This window comes from Butyricicoccus sp. AM05-1, from assembly GCF_003474415.1.
Classification (GTDB): Bacteria; Bacillota; Clostridia; order Oscillospirales; family Butyricicoccaceae; genus Agathobaculum; species Agathobaculum butyriciproducens.
Genome location: NZ_QUDG01000003.1, coordinates 1 through 18,823 on the forward strand (window position 1 = coordinate 1; position 18,823 = coordinate 18,823).

Consider the following 18,823-nt stretch of genomic DNA (forward strand, 5'->3'; position numbering starts at 1 on the left):
ATCTGCCGTTCACTCAGACAGGGCAAAAGAGCAGATAGCATGTAAGGGGTTTGCCATCTTTGGTTTTGGGGCGTGTATAGGCAGAAGTCAGAACTCTGCCACTTTCAAAGATTCTTTTGCAGATCCAAGGGGTTTTGTAGGCGCTGTCGGCTGCAACGATTTTGTGTTCGGGGTAGTGCTGGCAAATATCATCATACAGAGAATCAAATGCTACGCTGTCGTGAATATTTCCTGGCGTAACATGTACACCTAAAATAAAGTTGTGCTTGTCACAAGCGATGTGCGCTTCATAGGCAAAGACTTTCTTGTGTTCGCCCTTGTGGAATACGCCGCATTCCGGGTCTGTAGTAGAAACAGTCTTTTCTACCATTTCCGATTCACCGGAGTTATCTCCACTGCCGGAATCATTCCCGTTGTTGTTTTCGTCGAAAGGTTTCTTTCCGTGCGTTTCTCTGTCCTTGTCTATCTCATCAAACAATTCGTGTGCATAGCGCTTTGCTTCTTTGGGTACAGCTTTGCGGGCCTGCTTTTTCAGATTCGCACTTGCCTTTATGTGCGTACTGTCTACAAATATGGCTTCTGTGTCCAAATATCCCTCGTCCGCAGCTGCCTTTAATTCCCAGCAGAAAATATACTCTACCGATGCGGTATTAAAACGGTGTTTGAAGTTATAGCTCACCGTTGAAAAATGCGGAACCTGCTCGTTCAGCGGATATCCAATAAACCACCGATACGCCATATTCATTCCAATCTCTTCCAGTGTTCGGTGCAGAGAACGAATGCCGTAGATATATTGAATCAGCACAATTTTGAACAGAACAACAGGATCAATGCTGGGACGCCCATTGTCTTTGCAGTACAAATCCTCAACAAATTCATACACCTTATTAAAGTCGATTGCTGCATCGATCTGACGCAGCAGATGGTCCTGAGGAACCATCTGTTCCAAACTTACAAACTCAACTTGATTTCTGTTTTCAATATTTTTCGTTAGCACGTTTATCACCCGTACTTATTATTCCATTTTTCGAACCATTTTACCAGAAAAAGGCCACCCGTAGGTGACCTTTTTCGACAGACTGAGGCGGCACCCGGCTGAGTGCCGCCTGTTTTTTGTTGTCCAATCCTGCCTGGCAGATGCCGATTTTGTGGTTCTCTCAAATTACTGTCTTATCGGCACACGACTGACAGCCATCTTCTTTTGCTAGGTTCAAAGATGTCCGATAACAAGATTCCAGAAGCTCCTGTTCCCGATGTTTGCCATCCCTCCAACGCGGTCCCACTGCATGGATCACATATTTGCAGGGCAAGTGGTATCCCTTTGTGATTTTTGCGCTGCCTGTCTCGCAGCCATGCAGCGTACTGCACTCTGCAAGCAGCTCCGGTCCGGCGGCACGATGAATGCAGCCGTCCACACCACCACCGCCCAACAGAGACGTGTTGGCAGCATTGACGATTGCATCAACACTCATCTTTGTAATGTCGTTTCTAATAATCTGTAAGGGCATTGCTTATTTTTCCCCTTTCTGCTGCCTCGTTAAACATGCTTTTTTGCAGTTCACGAATCAACATTTCAACCTGTGCCCCTGTAAGAAACGGTGCTTTTATTGTCGATGCCCAATAAAAATTCCGCTTCAAAATTGTTTTTATTTCATTCGGAGAAAGCGCAGGCAACGCCTTGACATCCCCATTGAAATTTTCCGGCACAATCATTTTGACACTATGATATTTTCATCAGCCACTTCTGTCGGCGTGTCTGTGACAATCTGTCCAACCGCAATAATTCCTCTTCCTTTGGAATAAAAAAGAGCATAATCCCCTTGGCGGAAGTTGTCGATATACCGTTTTGCATCTCCATATGCCGCTATTTTGTTTCCAAGAATCATCTCGGATTCATTTGTGTCTGAATACGAGATATTCGTATCAAACATGATTCCCTTACACGCAGAGAACTTCAATCTATTATTTTCTATTTCTGTCAGAAACTTCCCCCAGTATAAAACATTTTCCGGAATGATATGGGACTTATCCGGATTGATCGCAAATTCATAAATAACCGTTGGATCTGCTACTTTCACATTTGAATATTTCTGTGTATTTTGAACGTTTCCTTCCGTTGTAAGCAAATACACTTCACCATTCAGGATGGAATAGTCATCTGTATTAAGATCAACATCACCCTTCTTTACCTGAATGTAAATATGCTTTCGGTTCAGGTCATTTGGATCAACCAAAACGCACTCATACTTTGGTGTGGCAATTCTATTCGTCGATGGGATGCAAACATAGCCTTTGGTATCATACAACCACAGCGCAAGTAAATCTTCAACATCTTCCGGCTGAAGCAAGCTGTAAAAATACTTCTCACATAATGAGAGAGCCGGATCGGGATAATTGAATAAATCCAGTGCTGAATCGTGGACACGGTTATACAGCATTTGACTGTATGCTTCCACTCCATTTTTCTTAATTCTCTGGATAGTTGATCCCATAATAAATGATGTTGCCACAGCACCAGGAACGGATTCTTGATCAGCCTTATCTGTAGCCGGATACCAGTCTATGTTTGTCAACTGATTCGCAGCATCAATCTGTACCGCATCTTCACGAAACACCCAGGTGCTATTTGCCTTAACCCTTGCAATATAGTATTTCCCTTCATTTTTTGAGCGCATCCATAGCAAGTCTCCTTCTTTTACATCCTCTACCATACGGCACACACTGTCGAATGATTTGTACTGAGTCCTTGCCAGATTACAGTAATCCAAAAATGTATGTATCCCAGAACGTTCTGCCTGGGTTAATTCACGCAGACTCCATCCCATTGCTGCGACATGATTTCTCAAGCAATAGTCGGCAACATTTGTACCTCCTGTGTTCACCTGTAATCTCCATACTGCCATTTTATCTTCCTCCACAGTTCATTCAGCATTTCTTCCACTGCTTCTTCAACTCGTTCATCTGCATCTTCTCTCAATGCCAAAGTCAAAGAAAGCTCGTCTACACAATTCTGTAAAAACACCCGCTTACAACAACTTGGCTTTTTCGTAAATCTCCGCACGATAGCGGAAGGTGGAAAGTGGCATCCCGCACAGCTTTGCAGCAGCTGTGCCTGTGATTTTGCCGTTTTTCCATTGTTGGTATAAGTGGTGGAAATTTTCCGGTAAAGGCTTTGGTGGGCGTCCAAAGCGGACACCTCTTGCTTTAGCGGCGGCAATTCCTTCCGCCTGACGCTGCCGGATATTGGTGCGTTCGTTCTCCGCTACAAAGGACAACACTTGCAGCACAATATCGCTGAGGAACGTACCCATCAGGTCTTTGCCTCGGCGTGTATCCAGCAGGGGCATATCCAGCACCACAATGTCAATCCCTTTTTCCTTGGTCAGAATCCGCCATTGCTCCAGAATTTCAGAATAGTTGCGCCCCAGACGGTCGATGCTCTTGATATAGAGCAGATCGTCTTTTTTCAGTTTCCTTACCATTTTCCGATACTGAGGACGTTCAAAATCCTTACCGGATTGCTTATCAATAAACAAATTTTTCTCCGGGATAGAAAGTTCTTTCAGTGCAAGAATCTGCCTGTCCTCATTCTGTTCTCTGGTGCTGACACGGATATATCCATACAAATTTCCCATTGCTTTTCCCTCCTTTCTCCCGACCGGATATGTTTCATTTTCTATGGTACAGGATACTTGATGCTCCCGAATAAATAGACTGTGAAAATGCCGGGTGCAGACCCGGCATTTTGCAGTCACTTGCCCTGTAATCAGGCACTTTCCTTTTCTGCACGCAAAACCTGAAATCCATGTTGTTTGGCGTACTCTCTGGCAGCTGCCAGTCGTTCTTCACTGTATGGTGAAATCAAACGGACAGACCGCCGAGACTTTTCGATCACATAGGTTACGCTGTCCTCCGAGGTGCTGCGCTCCAGCCGGCATAGTAGCGGATACTTACGGCTGAACTCTGCCAGTCTGCGTTTCAGATCGGTGTTGAAGGTGTAGATGCTGGCGGTGCTTTCTGCTTCGTTCCAGTTAATGATGGTTTCTTTCTCATACTTAGACAGCTTCATCATAAAAAACTCCTCTTCCATTTCGCAGTTATGCTGTTGTCTCTTTTCTGTTCTCGTGGGAATTGCCGCCGCTGTCCAGCCAATTAAAAAAGGCTTTCCTGCTGATTTTAATCAACCGGCCACTACGCACCACAGGAAACCCCGGTGTGTGTGTACCAGCTCATAGGCGCTGGCTCTGGAAATCCCCATGATATGCTGAATATCTGTAACATCCAAAATCAGGGGCAGAGCGTCATAGTTGTTCCACTTCGTTTTTTCTTTCATATCGGTGTTCCTCCTTTATTTAAATTTTTTGATATTTCATTTTCCGCATATTTGCCGTTCTACCTGTCCCGTTTCCTTCATGCTGTCCTGCTCGACATACATGAGTCACCGATTTCTCGGTGCGCTCGCCCTCCGCTTTAGGAGAGGTCGTGGCGGTTTATCTCAGTTCAGACGGTCATTCAGTTGTCAAGGTACACGATAGAACAAAATTACCATCCGATGCCATCATATCTCCATAAACTTGACAAAACAATAGCTTTACAGTATCACGAGCGTAACGGATATAACCGAATTATAAAATTACCATAAAGCAAGATGAGGGAATTGTATGGACTTTGAATTTGTACGGCACGAACCGCTTTATGACCGTATTCTGCTGGTGCTGACGCTGGACAGACAGAAAATGAAAGAGCGTATTTTGATTGGAGAAGAACTGCAAATCCGGTTTCGTTTACAGGGATATGACGATGCCGAGGTGCTATGTGATGTTACACGCCCTTTGGGAACTATGCTTTCAGCCTTTGAACATGATCCAGACGGTGAATGGAATCGCCTCGGTTTAATACCGCTGAGAGAATCGCTTCACTCTAACCGGTGGAAGCAGCCAGAACTGGAACAGGTGTCCGGTGATTTTCTGGCAAAAAAATATCTCACCGGTGATCCGGTGAGAATGTATGTGGCACTTCGTATCTGGAACGAATATTTAAAGGCAAGAGAACCACGAGATCGGGAGTCTGCCTGTGAATGTTTTATTGGGAAAATGAATGGCTTCACTGCTCTATTTATGGGGAATCCACCTCTTGACTTTGATGAAAATTTAGGAAAACCAAAACGCCTGAACATTTCCACGCATATTTATGGTTCTGTGCCGCAGGAAGATACCCGGCTTGACCTCTGGTATCCAGACAGCAACCGAAAAATGGAGTATGTTGCCGCCTATTCATCCCTGTATCCACTGATGATCTATTATCTGAACCGGCTGAACGATTGGGGGCTTTATTTCCGAAAATGCAAAATCTGTGGGAAAGTATTTCTTGCCAAAAGCCAGCGATATGAGCTGTGCAGCGATAAGTGCCGCAAAAAACCGTCCCTCCAAAACAAGCGTGAGTTTGATGAACGAGCCAGAGAAAACAATTATGATCCGCTCTACAAAAATGAGTGCCAGAACTGGCGAAACAAAATCAATAAGGCAAAGAAAACTTCTGGTTTTCCTTCTGAGCGTCTGGAAGAAATGCTGGCTGCTTTTGAATCCTTCAAAAAAGAAGCCTTGCAGCGCAAACAGGCTGTGAAAAAGAAAGAAGCCAGCCCAAAGGAATTTTCAGGCTGGCTTCTCCGGCAGAGTAATATTATTGTGGAACTGGCTGAATCAAAAAACTGACACTTCAGCAGTAAATCATTTCAGAACGAATAATTTCTTCTGCCCGGTTGCGGATGCTGTTCATTGCCCTGACCCACGCCATCTGATCGGCTGCTTTCAGCTCCTCAGTCACACCCTCGGATACCTTCATCTGCTTGATAATCAGGAACAAACGCTCCTGTGCCTGCTCATTCAGATCTGCCAGATATGTCCATAGTTTGCCGGACAAAATCAGGTCATTATACCGGGCTGGGTGGTACAACTCCAGATAGGCTTTGTGCATCCGCCCCCAGATTCCAATGGGGCGGTTTTCTTCCGGTAACTGTAAGTCCGGAATATAATAGTCACCGACCAGCGTATAGCTGATGCCGTTTTGACAGGTTTTCTTCGGTAAGTGTTCCATAAGCAACCTCCTGTATTCGATTTCCTCCGAATCCAGCTGATCGTGTCCCTGTTCATATCAAATTCAAGGCAGCTGAACTCTTCACCAACAAGCATGGCACATCCTTGCCGAGCTTCTGATAGTTCGTGCCGCAGCTTGGACTGCTGCCGCGCGTGTCTGAGGTGTTGAAGGTGTCGATGGTTTCCTTGCCGAGCGCTTCGGAGAGTTCTTTCAGCGTGGTCGGTTCAGAACCGCCAAGAAATACCTGTGAGTCCATGTTACCGATGATGGTATCCGCGTTGTCCTTATAGATCGCCTTGAGCTGACTCTGCGCCTGCAACACCAGACAGGCAGAGATTTCACGGCTTCGGATGGTGGCCACCAGCTTTTCCAGTTTCGGAATCTGCCCGATGTTCGCACACTCATCAATCAGACAGCGCACATGAACCGGAAGCCTGCCTCCGTACACATCATCTGCCTTTTCACAAAGCAGGTTGAACAACTGGGTGTAGCACATGGAAATGAGAAAGTTAAAACTGTCATCCGTATCGCTCATGATCAGAAACAGAGCCGTTTTTCTGTCTCCCAGCGTATCCAGTTCCAACTCATCGTAGGATGTAACCTCGCGCAGCTCCACAATATCAAATACGGCAAGACGCGCATCGCAAGAAATAAGAATCGACTTGGCTGTTTTTCCCGAAACGAGTTGTCAAGGACTTTTTATCAAAAAAATAAGCAACAGTATTATCTGTTGCACTATGCTTGTTGTGTATGTCATTTGGCTGTATAATTAATAATATAAATTTTACTGACGAGATCGGAGGTCATTGCAAGTGGATGATACTGTTTTATTTTTAAGCGCATATAATTCGACACAGTATAAAGCGACAAACTGGTTTTTACGAAAACTTCGTAATGTTATCCCGCACAAAAAGAAGCAGATGCAATCCTTACTGGAAAAGCATCATCTTTCTTTCGTGGCAACAGACGAGACTATTACTTCTGTTGATGGGAAAATGGAGGTAACGGCCCAATATGATTATGTACATCAAGCGACTACATTTTCCTTCAAATCAAAAGATTCAGCTGAAAAAGAAAATAATGCAAGTGACTCTTTGAAAGATTCCGGTTTCTATATCAATCTTAGGCACGCACAATCTATCTTAGTTGATGAACGATATTTCAAAATCGAATTTACTTTCTGGCTAGAGCCATTTTTAGTTTGGATAAATGGTCAGATGTATCAAATTGATGCCGGTGCCTTTATGATGAACAGTGTTTTGTTCATTGCTTTTGAAGTCATAAACTACAAAACAGGAAAACCACTTGCCAAAGATGATGTCGGGGCAAAAGCAGAAAACTACAACCTACTGTCTGTGGAGAAATATCAATTCTTTGATGAAGAGAAACCTGTCGAGGCAGGAATGAAAATTTCTGAAATAATATATGAAAATATTTCTGAGTTTATCTGGGAATTGACAAATAAGTGTTATCGTTCCCAAGAATATTTCTTTGTGCATGACACATTGGTCTTTTCGAATAATATTGAAAATATTTCAGATTACTTTTGCAAACTCATTGATACGAAAGCGCCTGCTGAACCAATTAAGGACATTAGTACAGTGGAAATATACCAATATTATCCACAAGCTGGTTGTAGTGTAGTTTCTGACTTTGATTGTGATAACTTTCAACCAATTTTATATTCGGCCATTATATTGGAATCGCTAAAACTCTATATTCATATTTTTCAAAACTCTAACCTTGAAAATGAAACAGATCTTCGGCGGTCGGTACGAAATGATATTTACTTGCAGAATCTTTTTTGCTCTCCTAATCTTCCAATTGAAACTCATAATTTATTGAACTACATTAAGGAAAGCGAGCCTTACAAAAAACATGCAGAAGCTCTTCACCTAAAAATATCCTATTTGACTGCACAAAATGAACTAAAGAAAAGCAGAAACTCTGCGATTTTGAATGTTCTGCTATACATTATTTCTTTACTCAGTGCTATCGGAACTCTTGATGTCATAGAAGCACATTTTGGTGTACCATTCAAATACAGCTTTATTATTGTGGTCACGCTGTTTATTCTCGGACTGTTTTGGGGAATAATAGAGTATCGAAACCATAGAAAGCTCTAAAATTCGTAACAACGTGCCAGAAGCATTTTATTGCTTCTGGCACGTTTGCATGTGAATTATTGGCGTCCACTTAGTAAATCGTCGCAGATATACGCATATTCCGGCAGCTGGTTGATATATGGTTCCCAGCGCCGCTTGATTTCGGCCAATTCCAGCGGATCGGCTGCTTCCAGCGCGTGATCGTTGCCCGTCATATATAAAACATCCGTAGCTACATCGTCCAAACACCTGTAACAGAGATCGGCGGCAGATTCGATTCTGATACCGGTATCCACATAGACTGGATTTACGCCAATCGCCAGCCAGACATAGCCTACCTTGTCCGACCAAAACAGTTCAAAATCAGGGCTTTGCCGCAGATGTTCCGCAAAGACCTCCTTTACTCGTTCAATTTCATGCTTCTCTTTTTCTGTGTAAAGCATTTTCGTGTCCTCCTTGACAAAAATTTTGGTGCGTACCATCATCAGTTTAGCACAAGGCGGCTTCGTTTATCAGTCTGTCACATCTGCTGAATTTCATTTTTGAGCATACGCTTGATTTTATCGCTCATGGTTTCTGTGCTGGTATTGCTGAAATGGACATGAACCTTGTAGGTTGTCTTGCCGATTTTCTTTACCATCGCTGGCGTGTTTTCCGGCGCTCTGGACGCAGTAGCGGCGTCTGCCACCTGCATAGTACGGGGTTCTCTGTTCATGGCGCTCCTTTCTCCGAACGGGTCTGTGCCGCCCGGTAAAAAATCAGTCTTGCTTACTGTTTACAATGTCTTTTGCTATCTGTCGGGTAGCACCGGCATTTTCTTCCCGGAAATTCTTCCCGTCAAAAAGAATCGGCGCACACCGTTCCAGAATACGGTCATAGATACGGGCGTGGGCCAGATCAGGCGGGTTTTTCAGCTCGGACAGTTTCAAGTTTGTTGTGATAATCATGGGCCTGCGGCTGCGGTAGCGGCTGTCGATGACGAAAAACATCTGCTCCATAGCATATTCGGTACTGCGCTCTACACCCAAATCGTCAATGATAAGCAGGTCGTACTCATCAAAGCTGGCAATAAACTCCGACCTGTCCTCAGAGAACATCCCGGTCAGGCGGTTCAGAATGGTGGGAAAGTTCGTCATCAGCACCGGCACATCTTGGTCAAGTAGAGCATTGGCGATACATCCGGCGAAGAAAGACTTGCCGGTTCCCACATCCCCGAACAACAGCAGGCCGGTGTTGTTTTTATATGCCTCCTTCCAGTTCTCCACATAGGCGCGGGCCTTGTCCATCAATGGGTTTTTGCCGTTGTCGTTGGCAAAGGTGTAGTCATAGAGATAGCGGTCTTGCAAGCCCTGTGCCTTTCGGCGTTTGATACGCTCCATGCGGCGCTGCCGTTCTTCAGCAGCCTTGCGCTGCTCCTCAGCCTCCCGCTGACACTGGCAGATACAGCGGGGCATGAAGTAGCCGGGTTTCCCAAAGCATGGCACAACGGTCTGCCTCTGGCCGCCGCACTTTTTACAGTGAATGAGGCCGTCTGCCGGGTCTATGTACTCGTCCCCGGCCAGTTCCATACCGGCGGCTGCCTTGTCGATCAGCGCCCGGATTTCTGCGGTAATCTCCATCATACGGTTTCATCCTCCTTTACGCTGTAATCCCGGTTGCGGGTGGGCGGGGCCGCCTTTTTCGCGTCCTCACCGGCCCAGCGCCGGATGGTGGCGGCATGGCTCTGATACCGCTTACCGGTAGAGGCCATGTATTCGGACAGCTTTTCGATGTACTGGCCCCATACAGTGGGAAAACTGGCCTGCAAGTCTGCCAGTTCCTCGTCCGTCAGGAAAACATTCTGGTAACGGCCATAGGCGCGGGCGGAGCGTCCCTTCTCTATCTCTCTCTTTATCTCTATCTCTTTCTCTAACTCTATCTCTATCTCTGGTGGACGAATGTCGGACAAATGTCCGCCGTTTGTCCGGGGCGCAGAAAGAGCCTTATTTTGAAGCCTTGCAGCCCGCTTTCGCTCGGCCTCGGTAGAGGACTGGCCGATTAAAAGTTCGATGTTGCTCATGTAGAATGTGCCGCTGTCCAGCACTTCCACAAGACCCAGCTTCAAAAAGATCTGCAAGGCTCTCTCCACAGTGCCGATCTGCTGGCGGGTAATGGTGGCGATCATCTGCGCCGTGTAAGGAATGTCCTCGTCAAGCTGGAGCCGCCCGCCATGTTTCAGCGATTTCAGATACAGCTTGAGCAGAATGTTGGAATACAGCACACCATCCTGCATACTTTCCAGCAGCACGATGGAATCATCGTCAAAATAGTTTTCTTTGAGTTTCAGGTAATAATATTTTCGGTTGTCTGACATAGGGTTCCTCCTTGGGGTTTCTCTTGGGATTCTGTACGCATTTTAAGGCCGTTTTAGGGGTCGGAGGATAAATCTATCAGCCTGCCTTTGACACCCTCGAAAAAATCCTTGATTTACAAGGGTTTTTCAGCCCCTAAAGCGTGACATTTCTCCCGTTGTTTCCGCTTGCGCTTTGCGGCGTTGATCCGCTTCATGCGTGCGGCACATTCCGGGCAGTATTTGGCCCGGTTGGAACCGGGGGTAAACAGCGCCCCACATACGGCGCATTTCTTCGCATTCAGCCGGTGGAACAGCGCCGTTTCCAGTTCCTTATCCTGCGGCAATACCGCCGTCCGAAACCACCTGCACAACAGGGAATAGGAAATGGACTGGACACAGACACATTTCTCCCCATCGTCCAGGGCGATACAGTTTTCGTCGATGTAGTTACAGCACTCATGCACCAGCCTCCGCACTCTGCGGTACTGGCGGTAATCCATGACTGGGATAGGTTCAGACTTATTGTTCTTCATAAATGATTTCTTTCATAAAGCCGGTAACCTCCTTGAATGAATTTATTGTTAAATATTCGTGCAAAGTATTGTTTTCTTCGTGCAAATGGCATATACTATAATTGCCAGCAGAAAGGGGTTGATCGTATGGCTGGAAATACCACAAACATCAGTATCCGCATGGACGCAGATTTGAAAGCGCAAGCGGACGCACTGTTTACTGAACTTGGCATGAACCTGACTACGGCGTTTAACATCTTTGTGCGCCAGTCGCTTCGTGAAGGCGGCATTCCCTTTGAAGTAAGGCTGGAACAGCCGAACAAAGAAACGGTTGCTGCCATGCTGGAAGCGGAAAGGATTGCAAAAGACCCGTCTGTAAAGGGCTACAATGACCTTGACGAGTTATTTGCTGACCTGAAAAGATGAAAGAAACCAAATATACCGTCAAGTACACGACCAGTTTCAAAAAAGACTACAAACGAGCCATCAAGCGTGGCTTGAAGATCGAGCTGCTGGAGCAGGTCGTAGCGTTGCTGGCGATGGGCGAACCGCTGCCGGATAAGAACCGTGACCATGACCTATCCGGCGATTGGGCAGGTCATCGGGAATGTCATATTCTCCCGGACTGGCTGCTTGTCTATCGCATAGAGGATGATGTTCTGGTGCTGACGCTGGCCCGCACCGGCACACACAGCGACTTGTTCGGCAAATAAACCGTCTGCCGCCGTATGGGGAAACCTGTACGGCGGTTTTTCTGTATGCAAAGGTATGTCGTGAAACGCGACGCACTTGACAGGGGTACGCCAAAACGCGGTAGCCTTTACCGCTCCGGCTCACGGTCGTGAGACTTGTCCCTTTCCTGTCGGGACAGCTGCTCGGCGGTTTTGCGGAGCCGTTCCACTGCTTTCAAATCCTCCCGCATGGATTTCATGGCAAGCGTGTCCGTCTGCTTTCCGGCGGTCAGCTGGTCGATTTCCCGCTGCCATGCCTTCGGGGTGATTTCCTCGCCGCTGGCTTTCAGTTCTTTCAGATACCGGGCCGCCGCGTCATAGAGGATCAGTTCCCGGCTGTGGCGCTGCTCAAACTGTTCCCGCTTTTCCGGCTTTACTTTGGCAAGCTGCTTGTGGATGGACTTGTACTGGTTGTACTGTTCCCACATCTCCCCGCGTTCGGTAAGAATGGCGATCCGGCGCTCGGCCTTGACGATCTTACCACGCAAGTCATAGTAATGGCTGTTCATATCAGCGATTTTTTCATGAAGCTGCTGCATAGACTGGATGCCGTTTGCCTGTAAAAAGCTGAATAGTGCAGCGCTTTCCTGCAAAGCCCGGATTTTTCCGGTACGGGTGCGGGGAGCGTTCAACTGCTGCTGAGCCTCCCACAAGGCGGTCAAGCTGCTTTGCTGTGTTTGTGGTTTTTCCGCTTCGGCTTTCGACCAGTAATAAAGACGGGTAATGCGGGCTTTGATTTCTTTCAGCAGCTTGTTGTCGGCGGCGATCTGCCGGTTTACTTCTCCCTTGTCGGTGCAGATACCGCGCTTTTCCATTTGGCTGGCGGCTGGCCCCAGATGGACAGACGGAATCTTATCAATGCCCTGCCGCTTGTAACTGCGGTGGTCAATGCGCTCCGGTCTGCCGGCAGATTCCAGCGCCCGGTTGGTGCAGGCCGCCCACGCTGCCCTCCAAATCTCCACATTCCCTTTATCGTTCCAGTTGGTCGTATCCTCTCGATGATTTTTCCAGCCGCCTTTCCCATCCGGGATACGCTGTCCATTCTCGTCCAGATCGTATGCCTTGCGGCACTTTGCGCCCCACTGTCCATTTTCTTTCAAAGGCCGGAGCGTCAGCATGATATGGACATGAGGGTTGCCGGTTCCCTTGTCATGGATAGCAAAGTCGGCGCACATTCCTTTGTCTACAAAGTTGTCCTTCACATAGGCACGCACAAGGGCAAGCTGCTGTTCGCCGGACAGTTCACGGGGCAGGGCTGCTTCAACCTCGCGGGCAAGCTGGCTGTCCCTTGCTTTCTCGATTTGCTCCACGCTGTTCCAGAGGATAGAACGGTCTGCAAATTCCGGCGGGGCGTGGGCAGGCAGCATGATCTCCGCATGGACAATGCCGCCTTTCCGGGTGTAGTCGTGGGTCATTCCATCCCATTCATTTGTCAGCTTGGTTCCGCTGCGGTAAGCAGCTGCGGCAACAGCAGAACGGCCTGCGCTGCGCTTGATGATACTGACGGGGATATGACAGAAATCTATGGGGAACACCTCCTTTCAGTGAGGGGATAACAGGCTCTGTGGAGCCGGGCATACGCAAAGCGGGTGTCTGGCTGCGCAGAGCGCACAAGGGGTTTGGGGAGCGTAGCTTCCCATCGCGGACGAAGTACGCAACGCTCCCGGCAGGGCGCACAGCACCGGCAACGGTGTATAAGTGCGCCCTTGTAAACAAGGGACTTATGGCGTGTCCCCGGATTTTGGCAGGTTTGCAGTCAATTCCGCCGCCCCCGGAAGATGGGACAGGGCAATCAGAAATGCTTTGACCTCCGCGCCGGAAAGGTCGGGAGCCAGCGGGAAAATCCCCTCCAAAACGGCTCCGCGCTCAATCAGGCGGCGGGTGCGAACCCTGCGTTCTTCGTTCCGCTGCTTGTTCTCCAAAATCTTCTTTCGGTTTTCAAGCTGCCGAATCTCCTTCAGGACTTTCTCCCGTTCTTCTTTTTGGGGGTGGGCTGTAATTTTTTCGTTCATGTCAGGCACCTCTTTTCTTTGAAAATACTCATAGATTGACCGTCCATTTCTGTCGAGCAAAGTACCGGCGCAGCCTCCGCAGTGCAGCGTGGATGGATTTTCCCGCCTGTGATGGCGTGATACCCTCCATTGCGGCAATATCTTTCACTTTCATACCCAGCATATAGCGGGCGTGAACACGGCGAGCCTGCATAGGCGACAGGGAGGAAATGGCTTCATACAATCGCCGTATCAGTTCTTCGTATTCGGCTAATTCTTCTTTTTCTATCAGGTAGTCCTCCGGCGATGGCTGCGCCCAGCCGATGGCGGCATTTTCGATTCCATCGTTACAATCGAGGGAATAAAACGCCTTATACCGGAACATCTTGCGATCTCTGGCGGCCTCGGCTCTCTTATCCAGAAGAAACGCTTCGACGATCTCATCGGACACCTCCAAAAAAATGTCCTCTTTGCAAAATGGATAATATTGTTTGAGATTGATAGTCTGCATAGGCACGCCCTCACTCTGTTTGGAAAAGGCCATCATAGCAGCGGCGCATATTCCGCAGACCCCGGCGGATGGCAACGCTAACCTTGCTGCTGTGGATACCCTCTATCCGAGAGATTTCCGGCTGCTTGATACCAGCAATGTAGTAGGCGTGAACACGGCGGGCCTGTGTCGGAGTGGCATGAGCCAGAGCCACCGGCAGAGCTGCAATCAGATATAGGCGGGTGGTCATTTCTTCTCGTTCCAGCAAAATATCTTCCGGCGATCTGCTGTGTTCCAGTGCGTAATTTTCCAGCCAGCTGTATGCGTCCAGAGAATAGTAGGCGCGGTGGTAGACTTTCCGACGCTCATAGTTCTCCATCTCCCGCTGGGCCTGATACATCGCTGCCCATACCTCGTCCGTAACATCCACAAACTCGTCATGCCGGTAGTGGGGATACATCCACCGCAGATTGATTGTTTTCATAGGCTTACCTCCTGAAAATCGGATGGGCGGGCAGCTTGTCCGCTGTCCGCCCATCGCTGAGATAAGGGAAATAATCCCTTTCACTTGGTAGCCAGAAAACAGGTCATTCGTTAAGCCTGTTCTCAAAGAAATTTATAAATTTTTTTCTGACCGCCTCCACACTTTGATAAACAGCCACTTTGGAGCAACCGCACAGCACACCGATCTCTGCAAGGCTCAGCCCGTCAAGCGCATAGAGTAGGAACCGGCGGCGCTGGGCCTCGGTACAGGTGTCCAGAACAGCCATCAGCTCATGCAGCGTTTCCATGCGGCAAAGGTATTCCTCCGGCGTTTCTCCGTAGGTTCCTACGCCTTCGGTGGTAATGATGTACTCGTCAAACTCCCGGCCATCCCAATGCCGCCGCTGCTCATGGAACAGGTTCTCCGTTTTGTGATCGGCCCGGTCAAGAAATTCATAGACTTCCAGCGTGACCTCCACGGTCACAGCTTGTCCGTTATAATTGATGGTAACTTCCATCTGCCTTTCCTCCATTCAGATTTTTTTGGTAAATCTGAATGAGGCGGCGGGGAGCGGCACCGGGGATAAAGTTCGGGCCATGCTGACCCGATGTTCCGGCTCCATAGGGACAAAAAAACGCCCGGACGGCATAAAGCCATACGAGCGTAATAGAGTATATTTTGCTGTTTAGTTACATGGTATAGTGCATACTTCTGACCGCATTGCTCCACTGCTGGGAACAGGCTTTTTTTAACTGGTGCAGATCATGGATACTGCGAAATAAGAAGAAGGACACGGTAAATTAACCTCCAATCAGCTACCGTGTCCCTGCAAGTCGTCATTGGTTTGTGCAAACGCAAAGAAACGGCGGCTCTGAAAATCAAAGCCGCCGTTTCATAGGCGCGTGAAAATATGTCTGCTCTGCGACGGCTTTTTTCTTTTGCCGTCGCGCGGCAGAGTATTATTCAATATTTAATTCAATGTTTCCAGTGAAATTCTCACATTCAATGCCAATATAATTTCCACCATCAGGAAGTGTAATTGTGTCACTATAAGTTCCGGTTGCTTCAATCAACGTGACTGCTTCATCAGATCCAGAAATCCAAAATACTTTTGCAGTTCCATCCGTAACCTCCAGCGCGCAGTCAATAGACAGATCCTTACCCGCTTCACGCTTTATGGAAGTTCCGCCGAACAAATACTCTGTATCTGAAAAATCCTCATAGTTGGCTGTATAGCTTCCTGTATAATCATCAATTCCTTTTTCTTTCGTACCTTGTAAGGATGAATTTCCGGTAAGTGCTATGGAACCAGCAGACTGAACAATATTGTTATACTGATCGAGAACTTCATCTTTTGTACAACCGGAAAGCACAGAAGCGCCCAACAGTATCAAGCATAATGATAGAACTATTTTCTTCACAGGTATCACCTTCCTTTCCTGCGTACAGCACGCTTTCCTTTTCCCTTGGAATTTGCCTGTTTACGGGATTTTATTTCTTTTTTGTTACTGGACATCAGTAACAACAGCACCGCCCAGAGAACCATGATGCCAACCCCAATGACTGCCAGCAAAGGATTCGGGGCTGTGGTTGTTCCGGCATATCCACTCATGTCAAAGCCCACTAAAATCAGCGCAGCAGAAAACGGATAGATGCTGGCAAGGATACCGCCTTTGAAGAACAGCATGCTATATCCAAGGAAAAACGCCAGAATGGAACCTCCCAGATATGCCCCTCGGATCTGCCCAAAAATCAAGATCAGCGGCATACAGACCAAATAGGTCGTCAGAGCTGCCAACACGATCTGTGTACCTCCATGAAAAAACACTTCCACTGTCAGTCCCGATAATCCAACCGTCAATCCAGTAATCAAGGTAACGCCAACGCTGTATATTCCCAGCAGGACTGCAAAAATCCCGACCCAAAAGAGCTTAGCTCCCAGCATTTTCGGCATGGAAACAGGAATTGTCATGATGTTTTTCAGCGTATCATGGGTGGATTCTCTGTCAATCAGCCAGCTGCCAATCATCACCAGTGAAATCGGAAAAAACATCTGCGTATTGCCCCAGACAACATTCTCAAACAGAGTGGAAAAATCATAGTTTGGATTTCGGTACTCCGCCTCCACAATCAGCTGGCTCCCATATTGCACCAACGGACAGAGTGCAAGCGCCACCAGCCCCACCCAAAGTATTTGGCACCGGCGTAGCTTGAGCAATTCTGCTTTTAATAAATTCCACATAATTACACCCCCTTAGATTTCCTGGCGCCGGTAAACCAACGCAATCAGCGCAAGAAATACAACGGCTTCCCCAACAATCACACCGAACACCTGAACACCATTCAGAAAATACGGACTGATCCGTTCCAACAAGTCTGCCAATTCCGCACTGGTCTGGCTTTGGTCATAAAATTGGAAGGTCCAGCGGAAAGCCAGCGGTCCCGGAAACAGGGTTCCGATATTCAAACCAAAAGGCTGTGTGAGGAACGCATCGCTCATCGAAAGGATATAATTTGCAGTCGTATAGAAAAAGGTAATCACGACCGACACGATATAGTTTTTATTAAGAAGAACAACGAGCAGGATACATGGAAGTGCGCCTACCCACATAATCAGCCCTTCTTCTATCCCAACGCCAAACAAGGTCCAAAACCCAACCGGCTCCCAGCCCTGAAACAGCAAAACCGCAAGATTTACCAATCCTCCAACTGCCATAAAGCCAACGGCAAACAATAGCAAAACCAGCATCTTGGACAGCACCAACTTGGTTCTGTTTATCGGTATGGTAACAAGGTTTTTTAGTGTGTCATTGTCCAGCTCCTCAAACAGCAGATTGGAAGCCAGTATCACAAGGAGCGGCATCAAAAGCAAATAAGCACTGAGCTGGAACAGGCTGGACATCACTCCATTTACAGCATCCACATCAGTGTTTACATCTGCCAGAAAGAAAGCATAAGCCAATGGCATGAAAACAGAAAGCAGCAGAGAAATAAATACCAAGGGCTTCCGTTTTAATTTAAAAAATTCGCATTTGATTAGTTTAAGCAATTCCTTCGCCCCCTGTCACACGCTTGAAGTAATCTTCAAGACTTTCTTCACAGGTATGCGCCTCCGATACCTCCAATCCGTTTTCTACAAAGGCAGTTACAATTTTCCCCACAGGCAGATCAAGGTTGTGCAGGCGCAGATTGTGGTCGTCCTGTATGGAAAAATGGTTTTCATGGAAATTGCGTTCCAAAATTCTTGCCGCCTGTGCAGTATCAGAGAGTGTAAACCGGATATGCTTACTGCTTTTTTGCTCCAGTTCAGCAAGGCTTTCTTCTTCCAGCAATGCGCCGTGGTCGATAATTCCAATATCGTCAGCCAGCAAGGAAATCTCCGAAAGAATGTGACTGGAAATCAAAATGGTTTTTCCTCTTGCGTCGCAAAGCTCCCGAATAAAGGAGCGTACTTCTGCAATACCGATAGGATCGAGACCGTTGATCGGCTCATCCAAAATTAAAAGTTCTGGATCGTGCATAACGGCAAGGGCGATGGCAAGCCGCTGCTTCATACCAAGAGAATACTGTGAAAAGAGCTTTTTATCTTTGTAAGGCAGTCCTACCAGATCCAGAGCATCTTTGATGGCATGATTGTTTGGTACGCCCCGCAGGGTAGCAAAGATACGCAGGTTCTCTGTGCCGGTCAGATTGGGATAAAAGCCGGGAGACTCAATCAAGCTACCAATACGGGGCAGCAATTTCTTTTCATTCCCCTGCAAGGGTTTCCCCCAGATTTTGACCTCCCCGGAAGTCGGCTTCGTTAAGCCCAACAGCATTTTCATGGTAGTGGTTTTTCCGGCTCCGTTTCTGCCCAGCAGACCATAAATTCTCCCACGCTTCACATGGATATTTAAGTCAGCCACACTCTTTTGTGAGCCATATTGCTTCGTCAGATTTTTTGTTTCAATGATGTAATTTGTATCCATATTCAAAACCTCCTGTTCTGTAAGGTATTCTATCACGCCAACCTTGCATTAACCTTGCCGCAACCTTGCATTAACCTTGCAATTTGAAATCCGGCAAAAATGACAAAGGTTCCCGCC

Annotated in this window: 24 protein-coding genes and 2 pseudogenes; 4 read left to right on the forward strand and 22 right to left on the reverse strand. The window is 47.4% G+C overall.

Translation table 11 applies throughout. The features are described 5' to 3' along the window. Positions 1 to 13: 13 nt before the first annotated feature. The 6 genes and pseudogenes from DW088_RS05855 to DW088_RS16710 form a co-directional block, all read right to left on the reverse strand. Positions 14 to 997 carry a transposase gene (locus tag DW088_RS05855; protein WP_147356553.1) on the reverse strand — a complete coding sequence of 328 codons (984 nt, stop codon included), beginning with the start codon at positions 995 to 997 and terminating at the stop codon, positions 14 to 16. Positions 998 to 1,175: 178 nt separating this feature from the next. Next, positions 1,176 to 1,508, reverse strand: a pseudogene (locus DW088_RS05860) (macro domain-containing protein); the annotation flags it as partial. A gap of 201 nt (positions 1,509 to 1,709) precedes the next feature. Beyond that, positions 1,710 to 2,903 carry a hypothetical protein gene (locus DW088_RS05870; protein WP_199720416.1) on the reverse strand — a complete coding sequence of 398 codons (1,194 nt, stop codon included), beginning with the start codon at positions 2,901 to 2,903 and terminating at the stop codon, positions 1,710 to 1,712. 123 nt (positions 2,904 to 3,026) lie between these two features. Next, the gene (locus tag DW088_RS05880; protein ID WP_118360115.1) at positions 3,027 to 3,635 is read right to left on the reverse strand and encodes a recombinase family protein; all 609 of its coding nucleotides are present in this window, start codon (positions 3,633 to 3,635) and stop codon (positions 3,027 to 3,029) included. A 131-nt stretch (positions 3,636 to 3,766) separates the two neighbouring features. Next, positions 3,767 to 4,072, reverse strand: coding sequence for a molecular chaperone (locus tag DW088_RS05885; RefSeq protein WP_118360116.1), 306 nt, complete (start codon positions 4,070 to 4,072; stop codon positions 3,767 to 3,769). 108 nt (positions 4,073 to 4,180) lie between these two features. After that, positions 4,181 to 4,333: a hypothetical protein gene (locus DW088_RS16710; RefSeq protein ID WP_243029812.1), complete on the reverse strand. Its 153-nt coding sequence runs from the start codon at positions 4,331 to 4,333 to the stop codon at positions 4,181 to 4,183. A gap of 328 nt (positions 4,334 to 4,661) precedes the next feature. Here DW088_RS16710 and DW088_RS05895 point away from each other — a divergent pair, with 328 nt between their 5' ends. Further along, positions 4,662 to 5,711, forward strand: coding sequence for a DUF6076 domain-containing protein (locus DW088_RS05895; RefSeq protein ID WP_118360117.1), 1,050 nt, complete (start codon positions 4,662 to 4,664; stop codon positions 5,709 to 5,711). Positions 5,712 to 5,715: 4 nt separating this feature from the next. On the opposite strand, the gene DW088_RS05900 is transcribed toward DW088_RS05895, so the two are convergent. Then, a complete protein-coding gene (locus DW088_RS05900) occupies positions 5,716 to 6,093 on the reverse strand; it encodes a TnpV protein (protein ID WP_118360118.1) in 378 nt (125 codons plus the stop codon). A gap of 97 nt (positions 6,094 to 6,190) precedes the next feature. Further along, positions 6,191 to 6,781, reverse strand: a pseudogene (locus DW088_RS05905) (VirD4-like conjugal transfer protein, CD1115 family); the annotation flags it as partial. A gap of 124 nt (positions 6,782 to 6,905) precedes the next feature. Between DW088_RS05905 and DW088_RS05910 the strand changes: the two are divergent. Then, complete coding sequence (locus DW088_RS05910) at positions 6,906 to 8,219, forward strand: hypothetical protein (protein ID WP_118360119.1); 1,314 nt, start codon at positions 6,906 to 6,908, stop codon at positions 8,217 to 8,219. Between the two features lie 56 nt (positions 8,220 to 8,275). Here DW088_RS05910 and DW088_RS05915 read toward each other — a convergent pair whose 3' ends face one another. From DW088_RS05915 to DW088_RS05935, 5 genes are all read right to left on the reverse strand, one after another. Then, positions 8,276 to 8,641, reverse strand: coding sequence for a hypothetical protein (locus DW088_RS05915; protein ID WP_117541254.1), 366 nt, complete (start codon positions 8,639 to 8,641; stop codon positions 8,276 to 8,278). Between the two features lie 77 nt (positions 8,642 to 8,718). Continuing rightward, the gene (locus tag DW088_RS05920; RefSeq protein WP_005924807.1) at positions 8,719 to 8,892 is read right to left on the reverse strand and encodes a transposon-encoded TnpW family protein; all 174 of its coding nucleotides are present in this window, start codon (positions 8,890 to 8,892) and stop codon (positions 8,719 to 8,721) included. Between the two features lie 64 nt (positions 8,893 to 8,956). Continuing rightward, on the reverse strand, positions 8,957 to 9,820 hold the full coding sequence (locus DW088_RS05925; RefSeq protein WP_118360120.1) for an ATP-binding protein: 864 nt from the start codon (positions 9,818 to 9,820) through the stop codon (positions 8,957 to 8,959). Continuing rightward, complete coding sequence (locus DW088_RS05930; RefSeq protein ID WP_014081139.1) at positions 9,817 to 10,551, reverse strand: phage replisome organizer N-terminal domain-containing protein; 735 nt, start codon at positions 10,549 to 10,551, stop codon at positions 9,817 to 9,819. The genes DW088_RS05925 and DW088_RS05930 overlap by 4 nt, the downstream gene beginning before the upstream one ends. Positions 10,552 to 10,664: 113 nt before the next feature. Next, positions 10,665 to 11,063: a cysteine-rich VLP domain-containing protein gene (locus DW088_RS05935; protein WP_118360121.1), complete on the reverse strand. Its 399-nt coding sequence runs from the start codon at positions 11,061 to 11,063 to the stop codon at positions 10,665 to 10,667. 126 nt (positions 11,064 to 11,189) lie between these two features. Between DW088_RS05935 and DW088_RS05940 the strand changes: the two genes are divergently transcribed. Continuing rightward, on the forward strand, positions 11,190 to 11,468 hold the full coding sequence (locus DW088_RS05940) for a type II toxin-antitoxin system RelB/DinJ family antitoxin (protein WP_005924829.1): 279 nt from the start codon (positions 11,190 to 11,192) through the stop codon (positions 11,466 to 11,468). Next, positions 11,465 to 11,755, forward strand: coding sequence for a type II toxin-antitoxin system YafQ family toxin (locus DW088_RS05945; protein ID WP_002596328.1), 291 nt, complete (start codon positions 11,465 to 11,467; stop codon positions 11,753 to 11,755). The genes DW088_RS05940 and DW088_RS05945 overlap by 4 nt, the downstream gene beginning before the upstream one ends. A 107-nt stretch (positions 11,756 to 11,862) precedes the next feature. Here the strand turns inward: DW088_RS05945 and mobQ are convergent, their stop codons facing one another. From mobQ to DW088_RS05990, 9 genes are all read right to left on the reverse strand, one after another. Next, entirely contained in the window at positions 11,863 to 13,308 is a 1,446-nt protein-coding gene (gene mobQ, locus DW088_RS05950; RefSeq protein WP_118360122.1) for a MobQ family relaxase, read from the reverse strand. Positions 13,309 to 13,494: 186 nt separating this feature from the next. After that, positions 13,495 to 13,785 (reverse strand): DUF3847 domain-containing protein, encoded by a 291-nt coding sequence (locus DW088_RS05955; protein WP_024739841.1) that lies wholly within the window; start codon positions 13,783 to 13,785, stop codon positions 13,495 to 13,497. Positions 13,786 to 13,813: 28 nt separating this feature from the next. Next, positions 13,814 to 14,275, reverse strand: coding sequence for an RNA polymerase sigma factor (locus tag DW088_RS05960; RefSeq protein ID WP_118360123.1), 462 nt, complete (start codon positions 14,273 to 14,275; stop codon positions 13,814 to 13,816). Positions 14,276 to 14,285: 10 nt separating this feature from the next. Further along, positions 14,286 to 14,738 (reverse strand): RNA polymerase subunit sigma-24, encoded by a 453-nt coding sequence (locus DW088_RS05965; protein WP_117522862.1) that lies wholly within the window; start codon positions 14,736 to 14,738, stop codon positions 14,286 to 14,288. 103 nt (positions 14,739 to 14,841) lie between these two features. After that, on the reverse strand, positions 14,842 to 15,255 hold the full coding sequence (locus DW088_RS05970) for an RNA polymerase sigma factor (protein WP_118360124.1): 414 nt from the start codon (positions 15,253 to 15,255) through the stop codon (positions 14,842 to 14,844). Between the two features lie 442 nt (positions 15,256 to 15,697). Further along, positions 15,698 to 16,159 carry a hypothetical protein gene (locus tag DW088_RS05975; protein WP_118360125.1) on the reverse strand — a complete coding sequence of 154 codons (462 nt, stop codon included), beginning with the start codon at positions 16,157 to 16,159 and terminating at the stop codon, positions 15,698 to 15,700. Positions 16,160 to 16,164: 5 nt separating this feature from the next. Beyond that, the gene (locus DW088_RS05980; RefSeq protein ID WP_002596321.1) at positions 16,165 to 16,980 is read right to left on the reverse strand and encodes an ABC transporter permease; all 816 of its coding nucleotides are present in this window, start codon (positions 16,978 to 16,980) and stop codon (positions 16,165 to 16,167) included. Between the two features lie 12 nt (positions 16,981 to 16,992). Beyond that, positions 16,993 to 17,787 carry an ABC transporter permease gene (locus DW088_RS05985; RefSeq protein WP_118360126.1) on the reverse strand — a complete coding sequence of 265 codons (795 nt, stop codon included), beginning with the start codon at positions 17,785 to 17,787 and terminating at the stop codon, positions 16,993 to 16,995. Continuing rightward, positions 17,780 to 18,706 (reverse strand): ABC transporter ATP-binding protein, encoded by a 927-nt coding sequence (locus tag DW088_RS05990; RefSeq protein ID WP_002594743.1) that lies wholly within the window; start codon positions 18,704 to 18,706, stop codon positions 17,780 to 17,782. The genes DW088_RS05985 and DW088_RS05990 overlap by 8 nt, the downstream gene beginning before the upstream one ends. Between the last annotated feature and the right edge of the window lie 117 nt (positions 18,707 to 18,823).